This window comes from Exiguobacterium sp. S3, from assembly GCF_018617295.1.
Classification (GTDB): Bacteria; Bacillota; Bacilli; order Exiguobacteriales; family Exiguobacteriaceae; genus Exiguobacterium; species Exiguobacterium profundum.
The window spans coordinates 903,891-917,124 of record NZ_JACSJW010000001.1 but is presented as its reverse complement, the minus strand read 5'-3'; the positions used below and the strand labels follow the sequence as shown (position 1 = coordinate 917,124).

The 13,234-nt window shown below is 40.6% G+C and carries 10 protein-coding genes; 7 read left to right on the top strand and 3 right to left on the bottom strand.

Annotation, left to right across the window (positions count from 1 at the left end; genetic code table 11):
- Nucleotides 1-79 precede the first annotated feature (79 nt).
- Together KNO65_RS04720 and KNO65_RS04715 are read right to left on the bottom strand one after the other, a co-directional pair.
- Nucleotides 80-1,369, bottom strand: a complete 1,290-nt coding sequence (locus KNO65_RS04720) for a hypothetical protein (RefSeq protein ID WP_214781971.1) — start codon at nt 1,367-1,369, stop codon at nt 80-82.
- Complete coding sequence (locus KNO65_RS04715; protein ID WP_214781964.1) at nt 1,366-2,136, bottom strand: hypothetical protein; 771 nt, start codon at nt 2,134-2,136, stop codon at nt 1,366-1,368. The genes KNO65_RS04720 and KNO65_RS04715 overlap by 4 nt, the downstream gene beginning before the upstream one ends.
- 531 nt (nt 2,137-2,667) lie before the next feature.
- Between KNO65_RS04715 and KNO65_RS04710 the strand changes: the two genes are divergently transcribed.
- The 4 genes from KNO65_RS04710 to KNO65_RS04695 are packed head-to-tail and all read left to right on the top strand — an operon-like array spanning nt 2,668 to nt 6,245.
- Nucleotides 2,668-3,693, top strand: a complete 1,026-nt coding sequence (locus KNO65_RS04710; protein WP_214781962.1) for a glycine zipper 2TM domain-containing protein — start codon at nt 2,668-2,670, stop codon at nt 3,691-3,693.
- A gap of 3 nt (nt 3,694-3,696) precedes the next feature.
- The gene (locus KNO65_RS04705; protein WP_214781960.1) at nt 3,697-4,740 is read left to right on the top strand and encodes a hypothetical protein; all 1,044 of its coding nucleotides are present in this window, start codon (nt 3,697-3,699) and stop codon (nt 4,738-4,740) included.
- Nucleotides 4,741-4,742: 2 nt separating this feature from the next.
- A complete protein-coding gene (locus tag KNO65_RS04700; protein ID WP_214781958.1) occupies nt 4,743-5,372 on the top strand; it encodes an AAA family ATPase in 630 nt (209 codons plus the stop codon).
- A gap of 21 nt (nt 5,373-5,393) precedes the next feature.
- Nucleotides 5,394-6,245, top strand: coding sequence for an AAA family ATPase (locus KNO65_RS04695; RefSeq protein ID WP_214781956.1), 852 nt, complete (start codon nt 5,394-5,396; stop codon nt 6,243-6,245).
- A gap of 260 nt (nt 6,246-6,505) precedes the next feature.
- Here KNO65_RS04695 and KNO65_RS04690 read toward each other — a convergent pair whose 3' ends face one another.
- A complete protein-coding gene (locus KNO65_RS04690; protein ID WP_214781953.1) occupies nt 6,506-7,612 on the bottom strand; it encodes an acyltransferase family protein in 1,107 nt (368 codons plus the stop codon).
- A gap of 557 nt (nt 7,613-8,169) precedes the next feature.
- Here KNO65_RS04690 and KNO65_RS04685 point away from each other — a divergent pair.
- The 3 genes from KNO65_RS04685 (at nt 8,170) to KNO65_RS04675 (ending at nt 13,206) form a co-directional block, all read left to right on the top strand.
- Nucleotides 8,170-9,018: a hypothetical protein gene (locus tag KNO65_RS04685; RefSeq protein ID WP_214781952.1), complete on the top strand. Its 849-nt coding sequence runs from the start codon at nt 8,170-8,172 to the stop codon at nt 9,016-9,018.
- Between the two features lie 3 nt (nt 9,019-9,021).
- Nucleotides 9,022-10,509, top strand: coding sequence for a UbiA prenyltransferase family protein (locus KNO65_RS04680; protein ID WP_214781949.1), 1,488 nt, complete (start codon nt 9,022-9,024; stop codon nt 10,507-10,509).
- A gap of 243 nt (nt 10,510-10,752) precedes the next feature.
- Nucleotides 10,753-13,206, top strand: coding sequence for an Ig-like domain-containing protein (locus KNO65_RS04675; RefSeq protein WP_214781947.1), 2,454 nt, complete (start codon nt 10,753-10,755; stop codon nt 13,204-13,206).
- The last annotated feature ends 28 nt before the right edge of the window (nt 13,207-13,234 follow it).

Below are 13,234 nucleotides of genomic sequence, written 5' to 3'. Positions count from 1 at the left end.
AAAATAGGGCAACACGATGACATATTATCAATATCATCGTGTTGCCCTATGAATGAGTTAATTACTTTAAAAATGTATGTTACTCTTTTCGTTTTTCAATGCTTTCTAAAGTTAATTCGTTGATTTTATATTTTTTTGAATAATTTAGTAATACTTCTTGATTTTTGAGAGTAACTTGAGCATGATTTTTCGGTGAACTAGCCTTTGTTTCAGTTATTGAAAGCGGATAATCATTTTTTTCATTTCCTGAGAGCGTCAACACTTTTTGATCGTTATGCATATCTAGAGTCATAGCGGACATCGAGTCAAATGGTAAATCTAGATTGATTGTATTCATAACTTTTTTCTTATCAACATCGACATCATATAATTCCCCCCAAGGGGTTTTGATTAAAAGTTGATTGGGTTCAACTTCGTCGATTGATATATCATAATCTGATGTTGAATTTTCAAAATTTGTTTTTTCTTGAATGTTAGAAATGAGGACTGTGGATGTAGATGTCCCTTTATCCATATCCCAAGTAAAAAGACTCAAGTCTCTTTTACTGGCGTCCTCGAAATCCCAGGTTTCGCCAATTGAGTATGTTTTGTCATTCATACTGAAAGTATTATACAAAACTCTATCGTAGTCGAATGGCTGTGTTCCTATAACTTTAGGGATTAACTCCTTACCTTGTTCTTCAAAGCGAACAAGTTTTACATGAGCTTCATCGTTAAGGTCATTCTTGAGATCCATGACTACTGTTGTTGCATAAATATTATTCTCGACATTGAAAAAATGACCATATGCCCCTTGAACAATAAATTTAGAGACACTATCTTTATGTTGTTTTGAAATTTGAGTATGATAACCTTCATCTACAAATCCAATGTCCATAGCAGTCCATACTGTGTCATCAGAACTCTCGAATTTATAGGATTGGCTAATCGTACCATCTCTAACATTACGCTTTAGATTTATGTTCTCTTTCTTGTGGACATCCCCATTATTGTCGATAAAATAATCGTATTTATAATCTGAGACATACACACCATCACCCGTCCATTTTACCGTTGCAAACTCTAGCAGATTAGTAGAAAACATGTCCCAATCTCCGTCAGAATTAAAGAAAAACAAGAAGTTCTTTCTTATCTTTAAAGTATCCTCCCACTCTTTGGTGGTTGATATGTTAGAAGGCATGGTAGAACTGAGCAATGTAACATATTGATATTTTTTGATGTCTATATGTTTTTGTGATTCTAAAGACGACACAGTATTAGATTTTTCTTTTTTTATCTCCGTTTCGGGTCTCACTGCTAGAAAAATCAAAACTCCTAAGATGAAAACAATTATTAAAAGCATTAACCAATTGCGCTTAACGTATTTCAATAAAGTCCCCCGACAAATGTGACATATTCTCGGTTGTTAATAATATCTCGTGGATAAACACCTAATCCGCCATCTTTGTCTAAATCAATACCTGTCGCGTTCTTGTATGCATACCATACAAGGCTAGAGCAATTTAATGAATTTTTATAGCCGCCTTTGCGTTTGTTTATAGCGAACATCAATCTATAATCTTGTCCTGTTAAATATGTCTTCGCATAGTTTGCTGCCTCGCGGCGATTAGTGAGTGATGTTTCAACTTGACCAATTCGAGTGTATGTTTTAGCGACTTTTATGTCACTTCGGTTTCTAAGTTGACTTTTTTTACCGATACCAGGTGCTTCAACTACTTTATCAGAGTAGTGATAGATTCCAACATGACCAACGTTTCCATTTCCATCCGCCAACCAGGCTGGAGTGTAATAGATATTCCCGATACCACTTGCCGGAAGCGTTTCGGATCTTTTTGAAGATGCCGCAGTCATTGTAGTCCCACCTTCAGTGACAGAAGATATTGAGTCTTCTCTTTCTTCAACACTTTCTCTATAAATTTTATCAAGAGTATCACTATAATTCAGACCTATTTCAGGGGCAGTTGCTTCAATTTCAGCCTGTAAACCTAAAATGGTAGATTCGGGATTCATTTCTTGGATAACTTCAAGCTTTTCGCGGTTAGTTAATGTTGATGCCGATACTTCAGATAATCCAGGTAATGTCACGAGAGATAAACCCAAAGCCCCAATAATAATAGTACTTGAAATTTTTTTCATTTTGACTCTCCTTTTAATCAAATGGTATTTCAATAAATGAATACCATTTCTTTATTTTGAAACATTTTTATTATAGTTGCTAAAAATGTATATGTATATCTAAAATTTTACTTTTTTTATTCTAAATTGTTAATGAGTTCTTAAGGCGGAGAATATATTTTAATGATGAGTCGATAGACCTATTTTTTATTTAGTGGTTTACCAATCTAGGCGCATCACTTTCTTGAAAAATACCTTTTAATCATAGTGAGGACATCTAAGAGTTCAAACATTCTGTTTTGGAAATTACTCTGTACCGTATGAAATTCATCCTCCATAAGGTCGTACTACGTCGATAATCAACAGGTCGATGTAGAACGAGCATTTTAATTGGATAAGCGTCGAGGTGCAAGAATACAGCCTTAGGTGTTTTTGTGTTCACTTTTGGGGGTCGAACTCAACTTTTATAATTCATTATACGAATAATGAGATTTACAGGTATTATTGATTCTGGCTATTAGTTTACATTATATTACAGGATGGGGTGAGGAGATGGTCAACGATCAAGCGATTCAAATCGTTTCACGTATTGTTAAGGAGTCCAAACAAGACTTAGACTTGATGAATCAGAAACCAGATACATATGAACATGAAATACGTAAGTTGTATGCCAAACATGGGTTTGAAGACAAATATGATGAAGTACACGATTTTTTCACACGGGTCGAGGGAAATCATCGCACGCTACTTCATCATAAAAGTAAAGGTATGTCGACCTCTACGTGGCTACATCAGTGGTTAGCCGTCTATGAGGAAGAGGATTCGAACTTTTTACCGGAACTTTTGATTACAATCCAACAGGATATGGATATCGAGACACAGGAAGGTGCTTTTGGATTGACCTTACAAAGTGGGAAGACGGAATCTAAAAGTGCGGTTCGTTCTTTATTTAAAGCAATCACACTTCAGACAAATCTCCAAATCGTTTCCTTCGAACAGTTTCATAAGGACGTTCCAAACATTGTAAAATCGGAAATCCGGGCAATTCAAAAGGCGATTAAAGCGAATATGGGTGATTCATTCGATGTTCCGACCAAAGAGTTTATTACGCTGTCGATGCTAAAAGTTCAAGAAACGTCAATGGATGAAACGTTACAATCCTATCGTGCGAGCCAACTCGCATCCATTGTGGATTCTTCGTATACCATCCTAAAGGTTGGTTATCACCTTGCCAACGGGTCTGTCAGAATGTCAGATGCGATGGAGTATGTAATGGACCGTACCGCTTCGAGATTAGAGGCTTTGGTCCATAGTACATGTAAACGAGCAAGCGAAAAAACGGGAGCGTTTGTAGGCAGGGTCATCGGAAGCACGTTCGGTCCGGCCGGGGCTTTATTAGGAAAATTTGTCGGAACCGCTATCGGTGGAATGGTCGGTGAAAAGATGTCGAATATGATTTCGAGTGGAATCCATAAAATTGCTCCGATTGTGAAGGAAAAAATCAATCAAGGTCTTGAAATGGTCGGTGGCGTGATAGATACGGGTGTAACTAAAATAAAGAATTTTTTTGGATGGTGACTGATGAAGACAATCAAATTTAATCTGGATATGAACAATCGCATGATTCGTTCTGTCGATGAGTTCTACGAACACTTTAACATTGATGACGTATATGAATTGTACGAGGCAAACATTTTGCAGAAGTGGCTACGTATACAAGGTAAATCTGAATTGGCAGACCAATTGGATCATATCGATGAGAACGGACTATCCGATAAAATAATGGGAATCTTGTCTATCTTTGGTTTTTCTGTATCTGATGCTGAATTGAAAACGTACGGCTATCTCTATAAACAAGCTTATAAAAAAAGGCTAGCCCTTTCAGATCAACAAGAAAAGATGTTTGAAAAAAGCATAACCTTTTATCACGAATATTATGTTTCCCTCAAAACACGGTTGATTGAATTTGAAGACTTTAACATTCAGAAAACATGGTCTAGAGAAGGAAGTCCGACACAGCAAACTAAAATCTCGACTCCAAGAACGAAAATTATGAACCAATTATACTACGAAAATGCGTTTAACGTGGCATCTGTAATGTTTGATTTAATGAAAGACAATATGACACCTGAGCAACAGGGGAGGGAGAAAAAAGAAGCCAGACGCAGATTAGAATTCTTGAAAATTACAGTCAATGAAATTGCGAATACGAGTTTGGAATTGTTTAATTTAGATGCTTTGAATTTTTTTAATGAGTTTATTGACAAAAAGCCGATTATCATTATGTGTTGCTTGATGAATGCCGAATTAAGAGAGGTTATATGGAATCAACTTGATGTAGAAGAAAAGCTCTCCCGATTTGCAACGGACGAACAAATGTTCAATCGACTGAAGCCGTACCTTTATATGTATCAAGGATCAACTGATGGCAGGTGGAAAGACCTTGGAGAAAAAGAGAAATCTTATCTCGTCATTCATATGAGTAGTGGTTGTCGAGTCGGCGAAATGGAACGACCGAATGTGGAATATGATCATACCGAAATCGAGGGAGAGTACGAAATTATGCAAGGTCTGATTTTTAAGAGCACATCATCCATCCAATACGTTTATTATCTCGAGGTATGACGATGGGGAAACTTTCATTTAACATCTTATCTTACGTGCATGCCCTTCGTCCGATTATTTACATTCCTCATAATGATTTTAATAAGATGGATCATTTGTTGGAAGAGGTGGCAGGTACCGATTTTGAGATTTTAGAATTCAATCACGCATACGGATGTGTGGATTTTCGTACAAAAGTAGAAAAGGAGAACTGTTCGCTTGAACATTTTTTGAGGTATGCCGATGATTTGACCAATCCTCCTTGCTTTTTAGTTCTTAGAGATGTACACCGCGATCTTGATGACCCGAAAATACAGGCACTACTTAAAAGTATCGCCCGAAAAAATAGCCATGAATCAGAATATTATTGCACCATTTTTATTGTTTCCACAGAGCTTCATATTCCAAAAGAAATAGAGTCATTGGTTACTATTGTAGACGTTCCGTCTCCAAACTACATGGAAATCAAAAAAATGATTCTTGAATTTGCAAACGTTCAGTCGATCATGGTGGATGAATCGATCATCGATGAGATGGCTTTATCGTTTAAGGGGTTGAGTGAATATGAAATCATTCAGATTTTGAACTTGGCCTATCAGTCAAACGGCACTCTTTCCGAGACGGACAAGAACCTAATTTTGAAAGAAAAATAACAATTCATCAAAAAATCGGGCATGCTCGAGATTGTTCAAGTACAGGAAGATATCGATGACATCGGGGGACTTGAGCATTTAAAAACGTGGCTGATTCGTAAAGGAAAAATATTTCATCATTTGGACCATGCCATCAAGGCGGGAGTCGATCTTCCAAAAGGTCTGTTGCTCGTCGGGATGCCTGGATGCGGAAAAAGTTTGGCTGCCAAGGCCACGGGCAAATTGTTCGATGTCCCACTCTTGCGTCTCGATATCGGAAAGTTATTCGGTAAATACGTAGGGGAAAGCGAAGAGAATATGCGGAAGGCTCTGAAGACGGCTGAGGCCGTCAGTCCATGCGTGCTGTGGGTAGATGAAATCGAGAAGGCCTTCTCCGGAATTGGTGATTCTGGGAGTGGTAATAGTATAACGACTCGCCTGTTCGGTAAGTTCTTGACATGGATGCAGGAAAAAGATTCTACCGTGTTTGTCGTGGCGACAGCAAACGACATCTCAACACTTCCGGCTGAATTTTTAAGAAAGGGAAGATTTGACGATCTCTTTTCAGTCGACTTGCCCAATCGAGAGGAAAGGCAAAAAATACTCGAAATTCATTTGAAGAAGCGTGGGAAGTATCATTTGAATATCGATACGATTCAATTGGCCAAAGCTACGGATGGTTTCAGTGGGGCCGATTTAGAGTCTGTCGTGAAAGAAGTGATTGAAAATGTGTACATCGAAGGTAGACAGCTTGTGACGACGAAGGATCTTTTAATGGTAATGAATCAGACAAAAAGTATCTCGGCATCGTTAAAGGAAAAAATCGAACAGATACGAAAAAGTATGGAAAAAGTCGATATCAAACCTGCGAGTATACAAGAGTCATCATCCTGAGTCGACAACCCTTTGAATGGTGTGTGGCAGTGAATGAAGTTTATATATGGAGTATTCTTGCTCATCTACTGATACGTGGGATGATTGGAGCAATATGTATCAGAACTAGTTACAAACGACTTGTATGATAATGATTCACGTACTTTATTAAGCCCTATGATTATCATTTTTTAAAAACGACGAAACGGCAGGAATCCTTCAACTAAAAGGGTTCATGCCGTTTTTCATTTATATGATGACCTTTATCTAGTTGATTGTCTTTACGCAGTCTGTTTTTTCTGATGCAGTTCTTGTCTTCGCCTAATGAGTGATCGTCCTAGTTGAATGCCCGGACATTCGATGATCTGATACGTGACGGATGCGATGATTCCAGAAACGATGAGTGTCACGAGGAACGTCGACATCCACACGGTCGCTGTGCCATATTGTTGAACCCATTCGTCTTTCATATAGTGTTTCACTACGTCAAGCACGAAAAAATGAACCAAATACAAGCTAAAGCTGATTTGTCCGATATACTGCATCACCCGATGATTGAGGATACGTCCTGGTATACCGGAAAGACCGAGAGCGAACAGGCAGAAAGCTAAACCGAAAAGTGCATGTTTCGGGAATGCGCTATAGACATCAAACGGGGTGACACCGAGGAAGATGAGTAGTGAGATCGAAACGATGGTCATCGTGCGATAGGAACGAGTGGACCATGTGTTGTCGCGCCATACCAGATATAAGGTAATCCCCATTAGGAAGATTGGTAATTGGTTCGGGAACCAATAGAACGAAAAGCTCCTTACATCCAAAAAAGGTTGACTCTGTTCGGTGAGCCGATGGAGGACGATGCTCAACATGAGCGTGGCTGCCGTCCACACGACACCTTGACGTATGGTCTTCACGAGTTTGAACAACAAAGGAACACACAAGTAAAATAAAAACTCGTTTGAAATGGACCATCCACCTGGTACAAGACTAAACAACCATTCTGGATGTAGCACGTTGCTGAACGCCAACGTCGAGAGGAAAAGAGCGAGTGTCACGTCCGGATAAGACGTCGAAATCCCGATTGAGGCGTTGATCCAGTCGAAGCTCAAGTAGAAGAGCAGCGCGGCATAAAACATCGGAGCAATTCGGAAGAATCGCTTCGTATAAAAGTCTTGGAGCGGAATCTGTCGAGTGGTCATATACCGTTCCAATGAATAGAAAAGAGTGAACGCACTGACGATGAAAAAGAGTTGAACGCCACGTGATCCTTGTATACCGATTTGATACAACCAATCGGGCAACTGTTGAAAAGGTCGAGTCGCGTGAGTCAACACCACACCGAGGATTGCATAACCGCGTAGGGCGTCTAAAAAACCGAGCTTTTGCAATTGATGAAGTCTCCTTTATACCATCTTGTGTCATTGACATCCTGATGGTTCATAAATACCTTTTCTACAATAAACCATTCCCATATTATTTACATCACCATTTCTATAAAATATGGGAATGGTTTGATTAATATGGTTTAATCAAAAGCGACTCGCAATCAGTCGGATTTATGGATAGATAAATAATCGATACGATTCAATTGTTCAAAGCAAAGGGTTGGTTCAAGGGGATCTCATATCAAAAGAAACAGTATCAGGTAGATACAATACATACTAAAAACCAAACGACTCTTACCTAGTAATAAATTGATTATCCCTATTTCACATTTATGGAATATACTGATTATGGCAATCATAAAGACTAAACAAACGGAGTTCTTTAACTTATTTTTATTCAGATTACAGGGTATATCGCACTATTGAACTTGAAATATCATCATCAAGTGCAACTGGAATTTATGAAAAAACAAGAAAACCATTTCCTTTTTTAAGGAAAGTATTGTTATATCTGTTTCAATTTTGAATAAAATAAATGTATACACCGAGGAGGAATGCACATGTTAAACACATCGATGAAAAAAGAAGCAATTCGCAAATTGGAGCAAGAGATTGACCTTCATAAACGAATTAGTGAAAGAACGACTACCGAAGCTGTCAAATTACATGAAACACGGAAAAATACGGTTGTTGTGATTGACAGTATCGAAAACTACATTAATCAATTAGCGAATACACCAAAAGAATTTGAACGAAATTTTGAAGAAGTGAAAATCAACCTTTCTAGTTTTAAAATTTTGAGTGAAATCAAATATGACGAAGAAATGATGATTAAAATTGCAGGTGGAGGGACCGTAGCGGGTGTGGCAGCTGGTGTCGCTACAGCTGCTGTCGCACCGACTGTAGCCATGGCGGTTGCGACTACCTTTGGAACAGCTTCAACAGGTGCGGCCATTTCAGGCTTGTCTGGTGTGGCGGCATCGAACGCAGCACTGGCTTGGTTAGGAGGAGGTGCGCTTGCGGCGGGAGGTAGCGGTATGGCTGGAGGAACGGCTCTACTGGCTCTTGCAGGCCCGGTGGGATTGGGGATTGGCGCAGTTACCTTATTAACTGGTGGGATCTTCGCAAATAAAAAAAATAAAGATGCTGCCATCAAAGCGGACAATGAGCGGTTTAAGATATCGGTGGAAAGACGTAAACTGGATGCGGCCCGATTAGAGATTGCTCGTTTGCAAGAGTTGACTATTAACCTATCAAATGATCTCTACATGATGTTCCATCGCTTCTTACAAGGTGCGCGACATATAACTTCTTACAATGAGTTTTCGTACGAACAAAAAAATGAATTGATTGCTATCGTGAATAACACGCAAAGTCTATCGAAGCTCTTTATGAAAGAAGTGGGATAAAGGATGGAACGGGTTTTTAAGGATCAGTTTATCGCTGCGGGGGTCGATGGCTATAATTCAATTAAGCAAAATCGTATCGATCAACGAATCAGCGAGATGATTCGGACACAATTGGAAGCGCATCGCATGCAGGACCAAAATTTTGAAAGTGCGCTTTCTCATCTTGCCAAAATGAGAGTATTTCTCTCGTCTCCCGAAAATATTTTAGGAACGATGCGGACGAAGCATGGAGAAATTGCTGAGCATTTAGAAGTGCATGTTCGCAATGCCAAAAATGTTCTAAGTGGATTTAAAGAAGTGGCAACATTCGATGGTGTCGGACGAACGGCACCTGAGGATTTTCTTTTAAATGGTATCAAAATCCAATCGAAATTTATCAACGGAACAAACAATACATTGAGTCATGTGTTCAGTCATTTTCAGACGTATAAGGATGATTCGATTCAGTACATGATTCCGAAAGATCAATTCGCCGTCATCGAACAGATTCGAAATGGACAAAACCCTGACGCATTATCGAATAAAACAGTCCGCGCAATTTTAAGCAAAATCAAAGAATTGGAAGCGACATCAGGAAAATCGTTCGATGAATTAGTGAAACCTTCTATTTCAGATTATGACGATGTACAACTTGGGAAAGTATTTGAAACGGTCTCCAAGCATCAAGATGATTTGATTGATCAAAATCATGAAATGAAGCAAAAAATTGACCAGAAAGCCAAATCGGATAAACAAGCGGCACAGGCTGCGAGAGGCCCCTCGTTAGGTGAAGGGGTAAAAGTCGCAGGTGGTGCTGCCGTGGTATCCGCAACCATTACCACGCTTACAGGGGTCTATTCGAAAATCAAATCGGGGAAAAAGATTGATGAGTTTGATGCGCAAGATTGGAAAGAGCTTGGTTTAGAAGCCTCAAAATCCGGTGGTAAAGCGTTCGTGTCTGCCGGCTCTATTTATGCGTTGACGAATTTGACTGCACTATCAGCGCCATTTGCTGGAGCTGTGACAAGTGCGGCTATAGGAGTCGGAACATTAATTAATCGTTACATGGACGGAGAAATCGATGCGGATGAAGTCGTGACTGAAGGTCAAGTCCTCTGTTTTGAAGCAGGAGTTGTGGCAATCGGTGCGGTTGTTGGACAAGCTCTTATTCCAGTTCCGGGTCTTGGGGCCGTCATTGGAACGATTGCGACGAATCTGATTTGGCAGTTCACAAAAGGGAAGCTTGGCGAACGCGAAGAAAAGTTAAAAAAAGTTCTCGATGCCTATTATGAACAATTATCCGAAAAAGCAGATGCAGCCTATCGTAGCCTCGTTGATCAGATAAATAAAACATATGCTCGATTCCAATCATTAGTAGATGCCGCATTTGATCTTGAGATGAATACTGCCGCATTGGCAGCCGCCTCTATTGTTTTGGCTGAGGAAATGGGAGTAGATTCGAACGACATCATTCACGATCATGATGAATTAGATGCATATTTCTTATTATAAGGCTCAAAAAATAAATCTTCCAAACGGAACAAGAAGTAAGTCCTTCGGTTCCGTTTGGAGGATTTTTTTGATTTTCTCGCCACCTTCTCCCAGGTTCATCCGACTTGCCGTAAATCATTCGCAAATGGATTGCGTAATAAATCAGAAAAAACGTTTGACTCGATATCCAAAATCCCCATCTTGTCGTTGTAGTTGATTGTATAAAATGAAAGAAGCAAATAGACACAGACAGGGGAAAGCGGAATGAAATGGATCAAGGTATTTGGGTATTGGATGATTATTTGGTTAGGACTTTTGATTTTTCCGACTGATGTCGGGGCGACCACTTATCGAATTGGTGACCAAATCGAATTTGGGCAGCATGACGGAAATCCTGTTCTCTGGAACGTGATCGATATTGATGATGACGGGAATCCACTCTTGTTTTCGCGTAACATACTGGAATGGAAGGCATTTGATGCATCCTCTGTCGAAGCAGGTTCTGTTGGTAGCAGCCGTTGGTCAACTTCAACGCTTCGTCAATGGTTGAATAGTGAAGACAAACAAATCAATTGGGTGCCTAAGAAGCCAGATCAAACAAGTGTACAACCGGGCCATCTTGGTTATACGAATGAGCCGGGTTTTCTGTATCAAGCGTTTACACCGAGCGAACGGGAGGCTCTTCTTGAAGTGACGCGTCACGTCCCGCTCTCCGAAGCGGATCAAGCGCATCGTCACAGTGGGAGTGAACAGCCAAGTTATATTTTTGTCGATCCAGGTTTTCTCATTTTGAGAAATAAGGACGAGGTATATCGTGAACGAGTGAGTGATCGTGTGTTTGTCATGGACATGGATGAAATGGAGAATGTTTTTTTTCGTACGCCTCATCTTGTCCAAGCAACCATCGGTAGTGCTTTGAAAAAGGAGCCATATCGTAAGACGCACGATGATCCGTACTGGGTGGTGGGACCGGAATGGGACCAGGGACGACTCATGACAATCGATGCGATGGAATACATGACAGACTTTGACGTAAATAGAGGACTTGGTGTCCGTCCGGCTTTGTATTTGAATAAGGCAAAGTTCGCCGTTCGCTCTGGGGATGGCAGCCAGACCAATCCGTACCGTGCCACTGTACCGACGATTGACCTAAAAACGAAACGGGTCACTGTACGCATCGGAGAAGGGCGCACAATTGATTATGCGGTTATCCCGGCACATCTTCAGCCTCGCTTAAAATGGTCTTCTAGTGCCCCTACCATCGCAAGTGTCAGTGCTAACGGTACCGTAATCGGTCGTCGTGCTGGAAAAACGACGATTTCGTTTAAGTCCGCATCTGGTCAGACCGGAATGATTCCAGTAGAGGTAAAAGCGGGACGATTCACCCCAACAGTGAAGTCGGTTTCAATCGATCGGACCCGAGAGGTAAGGGAAAATGTGGATACTTATGCGCATTACTTATCCGCATTCAATAATATTGGCGGAGGAACCGCAATCTTGACTGATGCAAAAAAACAATTGCATGTTGTTTATGAAACATCGAAAGACGTCCGTTTGCTGATGTACGATCATACGTTAAAAGTTAAAAAGCGAGTGACGTTCAAGCAAGAGTGGCCGCTGTTCGGAGATATTGCGTTAGACCCAGCAGGGAATTACTACGTGCTATGGGGTCGTCCGCTCAAAGAGACCGATCATCGCTCTGCAAGTATTATGATCACTAAGTATAATGCTGCCGGAAAGCGTCTCGGTTCGGCACAGTGGAATGGCAAATCTATTAACACAAAAATTCCGTTTGATGCCGGCAACGCACGAATTGTTTACCAAGATGGAGTACTCTTCGCCCATTTCGCACGCAAAATGTTCGTTCATACAGACGGATTGAATCATCAGGCATCCCAAAACGTCTTCCTCGACGCAACTTCGATGAAACCGTTAAAGAGACCACAACCGTACGTCAGCCATTCATTCAATCAGTTCTTGTTGAAGACAAAACAGGGCGGGGTCCTTGTTGCGGATCAAGGCGATGCGTACGGAAGAGGATTCGATATCCATTATTTAGAACATGAAACACTTATAAATTTTATTCCTTTTCACTTTAGAGAGGGCGAAAATTGGGATTACGGATACAACAAGACCTTTGCCCAATTAGGTGGTCTGGCTGAAGGGAGTAACGGATATGCGCTCCTAGGAACATCCGAAAAAACGTTGTCCGCTGCTCCGGCCAAGTCGTATCGAAACGAATCACGCAATCTATTTATGCAGTTTTTTAGAACGGATTTTGAAGAATATGAAAATAGCGGGAAAATCGAGGACGTATTCCTCGTAAAAGGATCGACGCGCAAGTTAGTTGGAAAACGTCCGAATACAGGCAATGCTCGCTACTTCTTAGATGCTGGGACGAAAGATGTGAACGTACGATGGCTGACGGCCTATAAAGGAAACATGGATGCCGCACATCCAAAGATTGTTTCAACAGTCGATGGACGCTATGTTGTCATGTGGGAAGAATTTGTCAACCAAGAGTTTAAACGTGTCAGAATGCGAATCTATTCAGCGTATGGAGAAGCGATGACACCGGTAATTGATGTGCCGAAGGTTCGATTGCCGATTGACGAGGACATCGTTTATCAAAACGGTCACGTGTATTGGACGACAGTCACGCCTACGCAAGATTGGACAGCGACACATGTGCAGTTGCATCGTGTACGAGTGGAGTAAGCATAGCGAAATGAAGACGAAGGCGAGA

Coding starts and splice junctions, on each gene's coding strand:
- KNO65_RS04715 (WP_214781964.1), bottom strand. CDS start 2,136: ATGAAAAAAATTTCAAGTACTATTATTATTGGGGCTTTGGGTTTATCT.
- KNO65_RS04710 (WP_214781962.1), top strand. CDS start 2,668: ATGGTCAACGATCAAGCGATTCAAATCGTTTCACGTATTGTTAAGGAG.
- KNO65_RS04705 (WP_214781960.1), top strand. CDS start 3,697: ATGAAGACAATCAAATTTAATCTGGATATGAACAATCGCATGATTCGT.
- KNO65_RS04700 (WP_214781958.1), top strand. CDS start 4,743: ATGGGGAAACTTTCATTTAACATCTTATCTTACGTGCATGCCCTTCGT.
- KNO65_RS04695 (WP_214781956.1), top strand. CDS start 5,394: ATGCTCGAGATTGTTCAAGTACAGGAAGATATCGATGACATCGGGGGA.
- KNO65_RS04685 (WP_214781952.1), top strand. CDS start 8,170: ATGTTAAACACATCGATGAAAAAAGAAGCAATTCGCAAATTGGAGCAA.
- KNO65_RS04680 (WP_214781949.1), top strand. CDS start 9,022: ATGGAACGGGTTTTTAAGGATCAGTTTATCGCTGCGGGGGTCGATGGC.
- KNO65_RS04675 (WP_214781947.1), top strand. CDS start 10,753: ATGAAATGGATCAAGGTATTTGGGTATTGGATGATTATTTGGTTAGGA.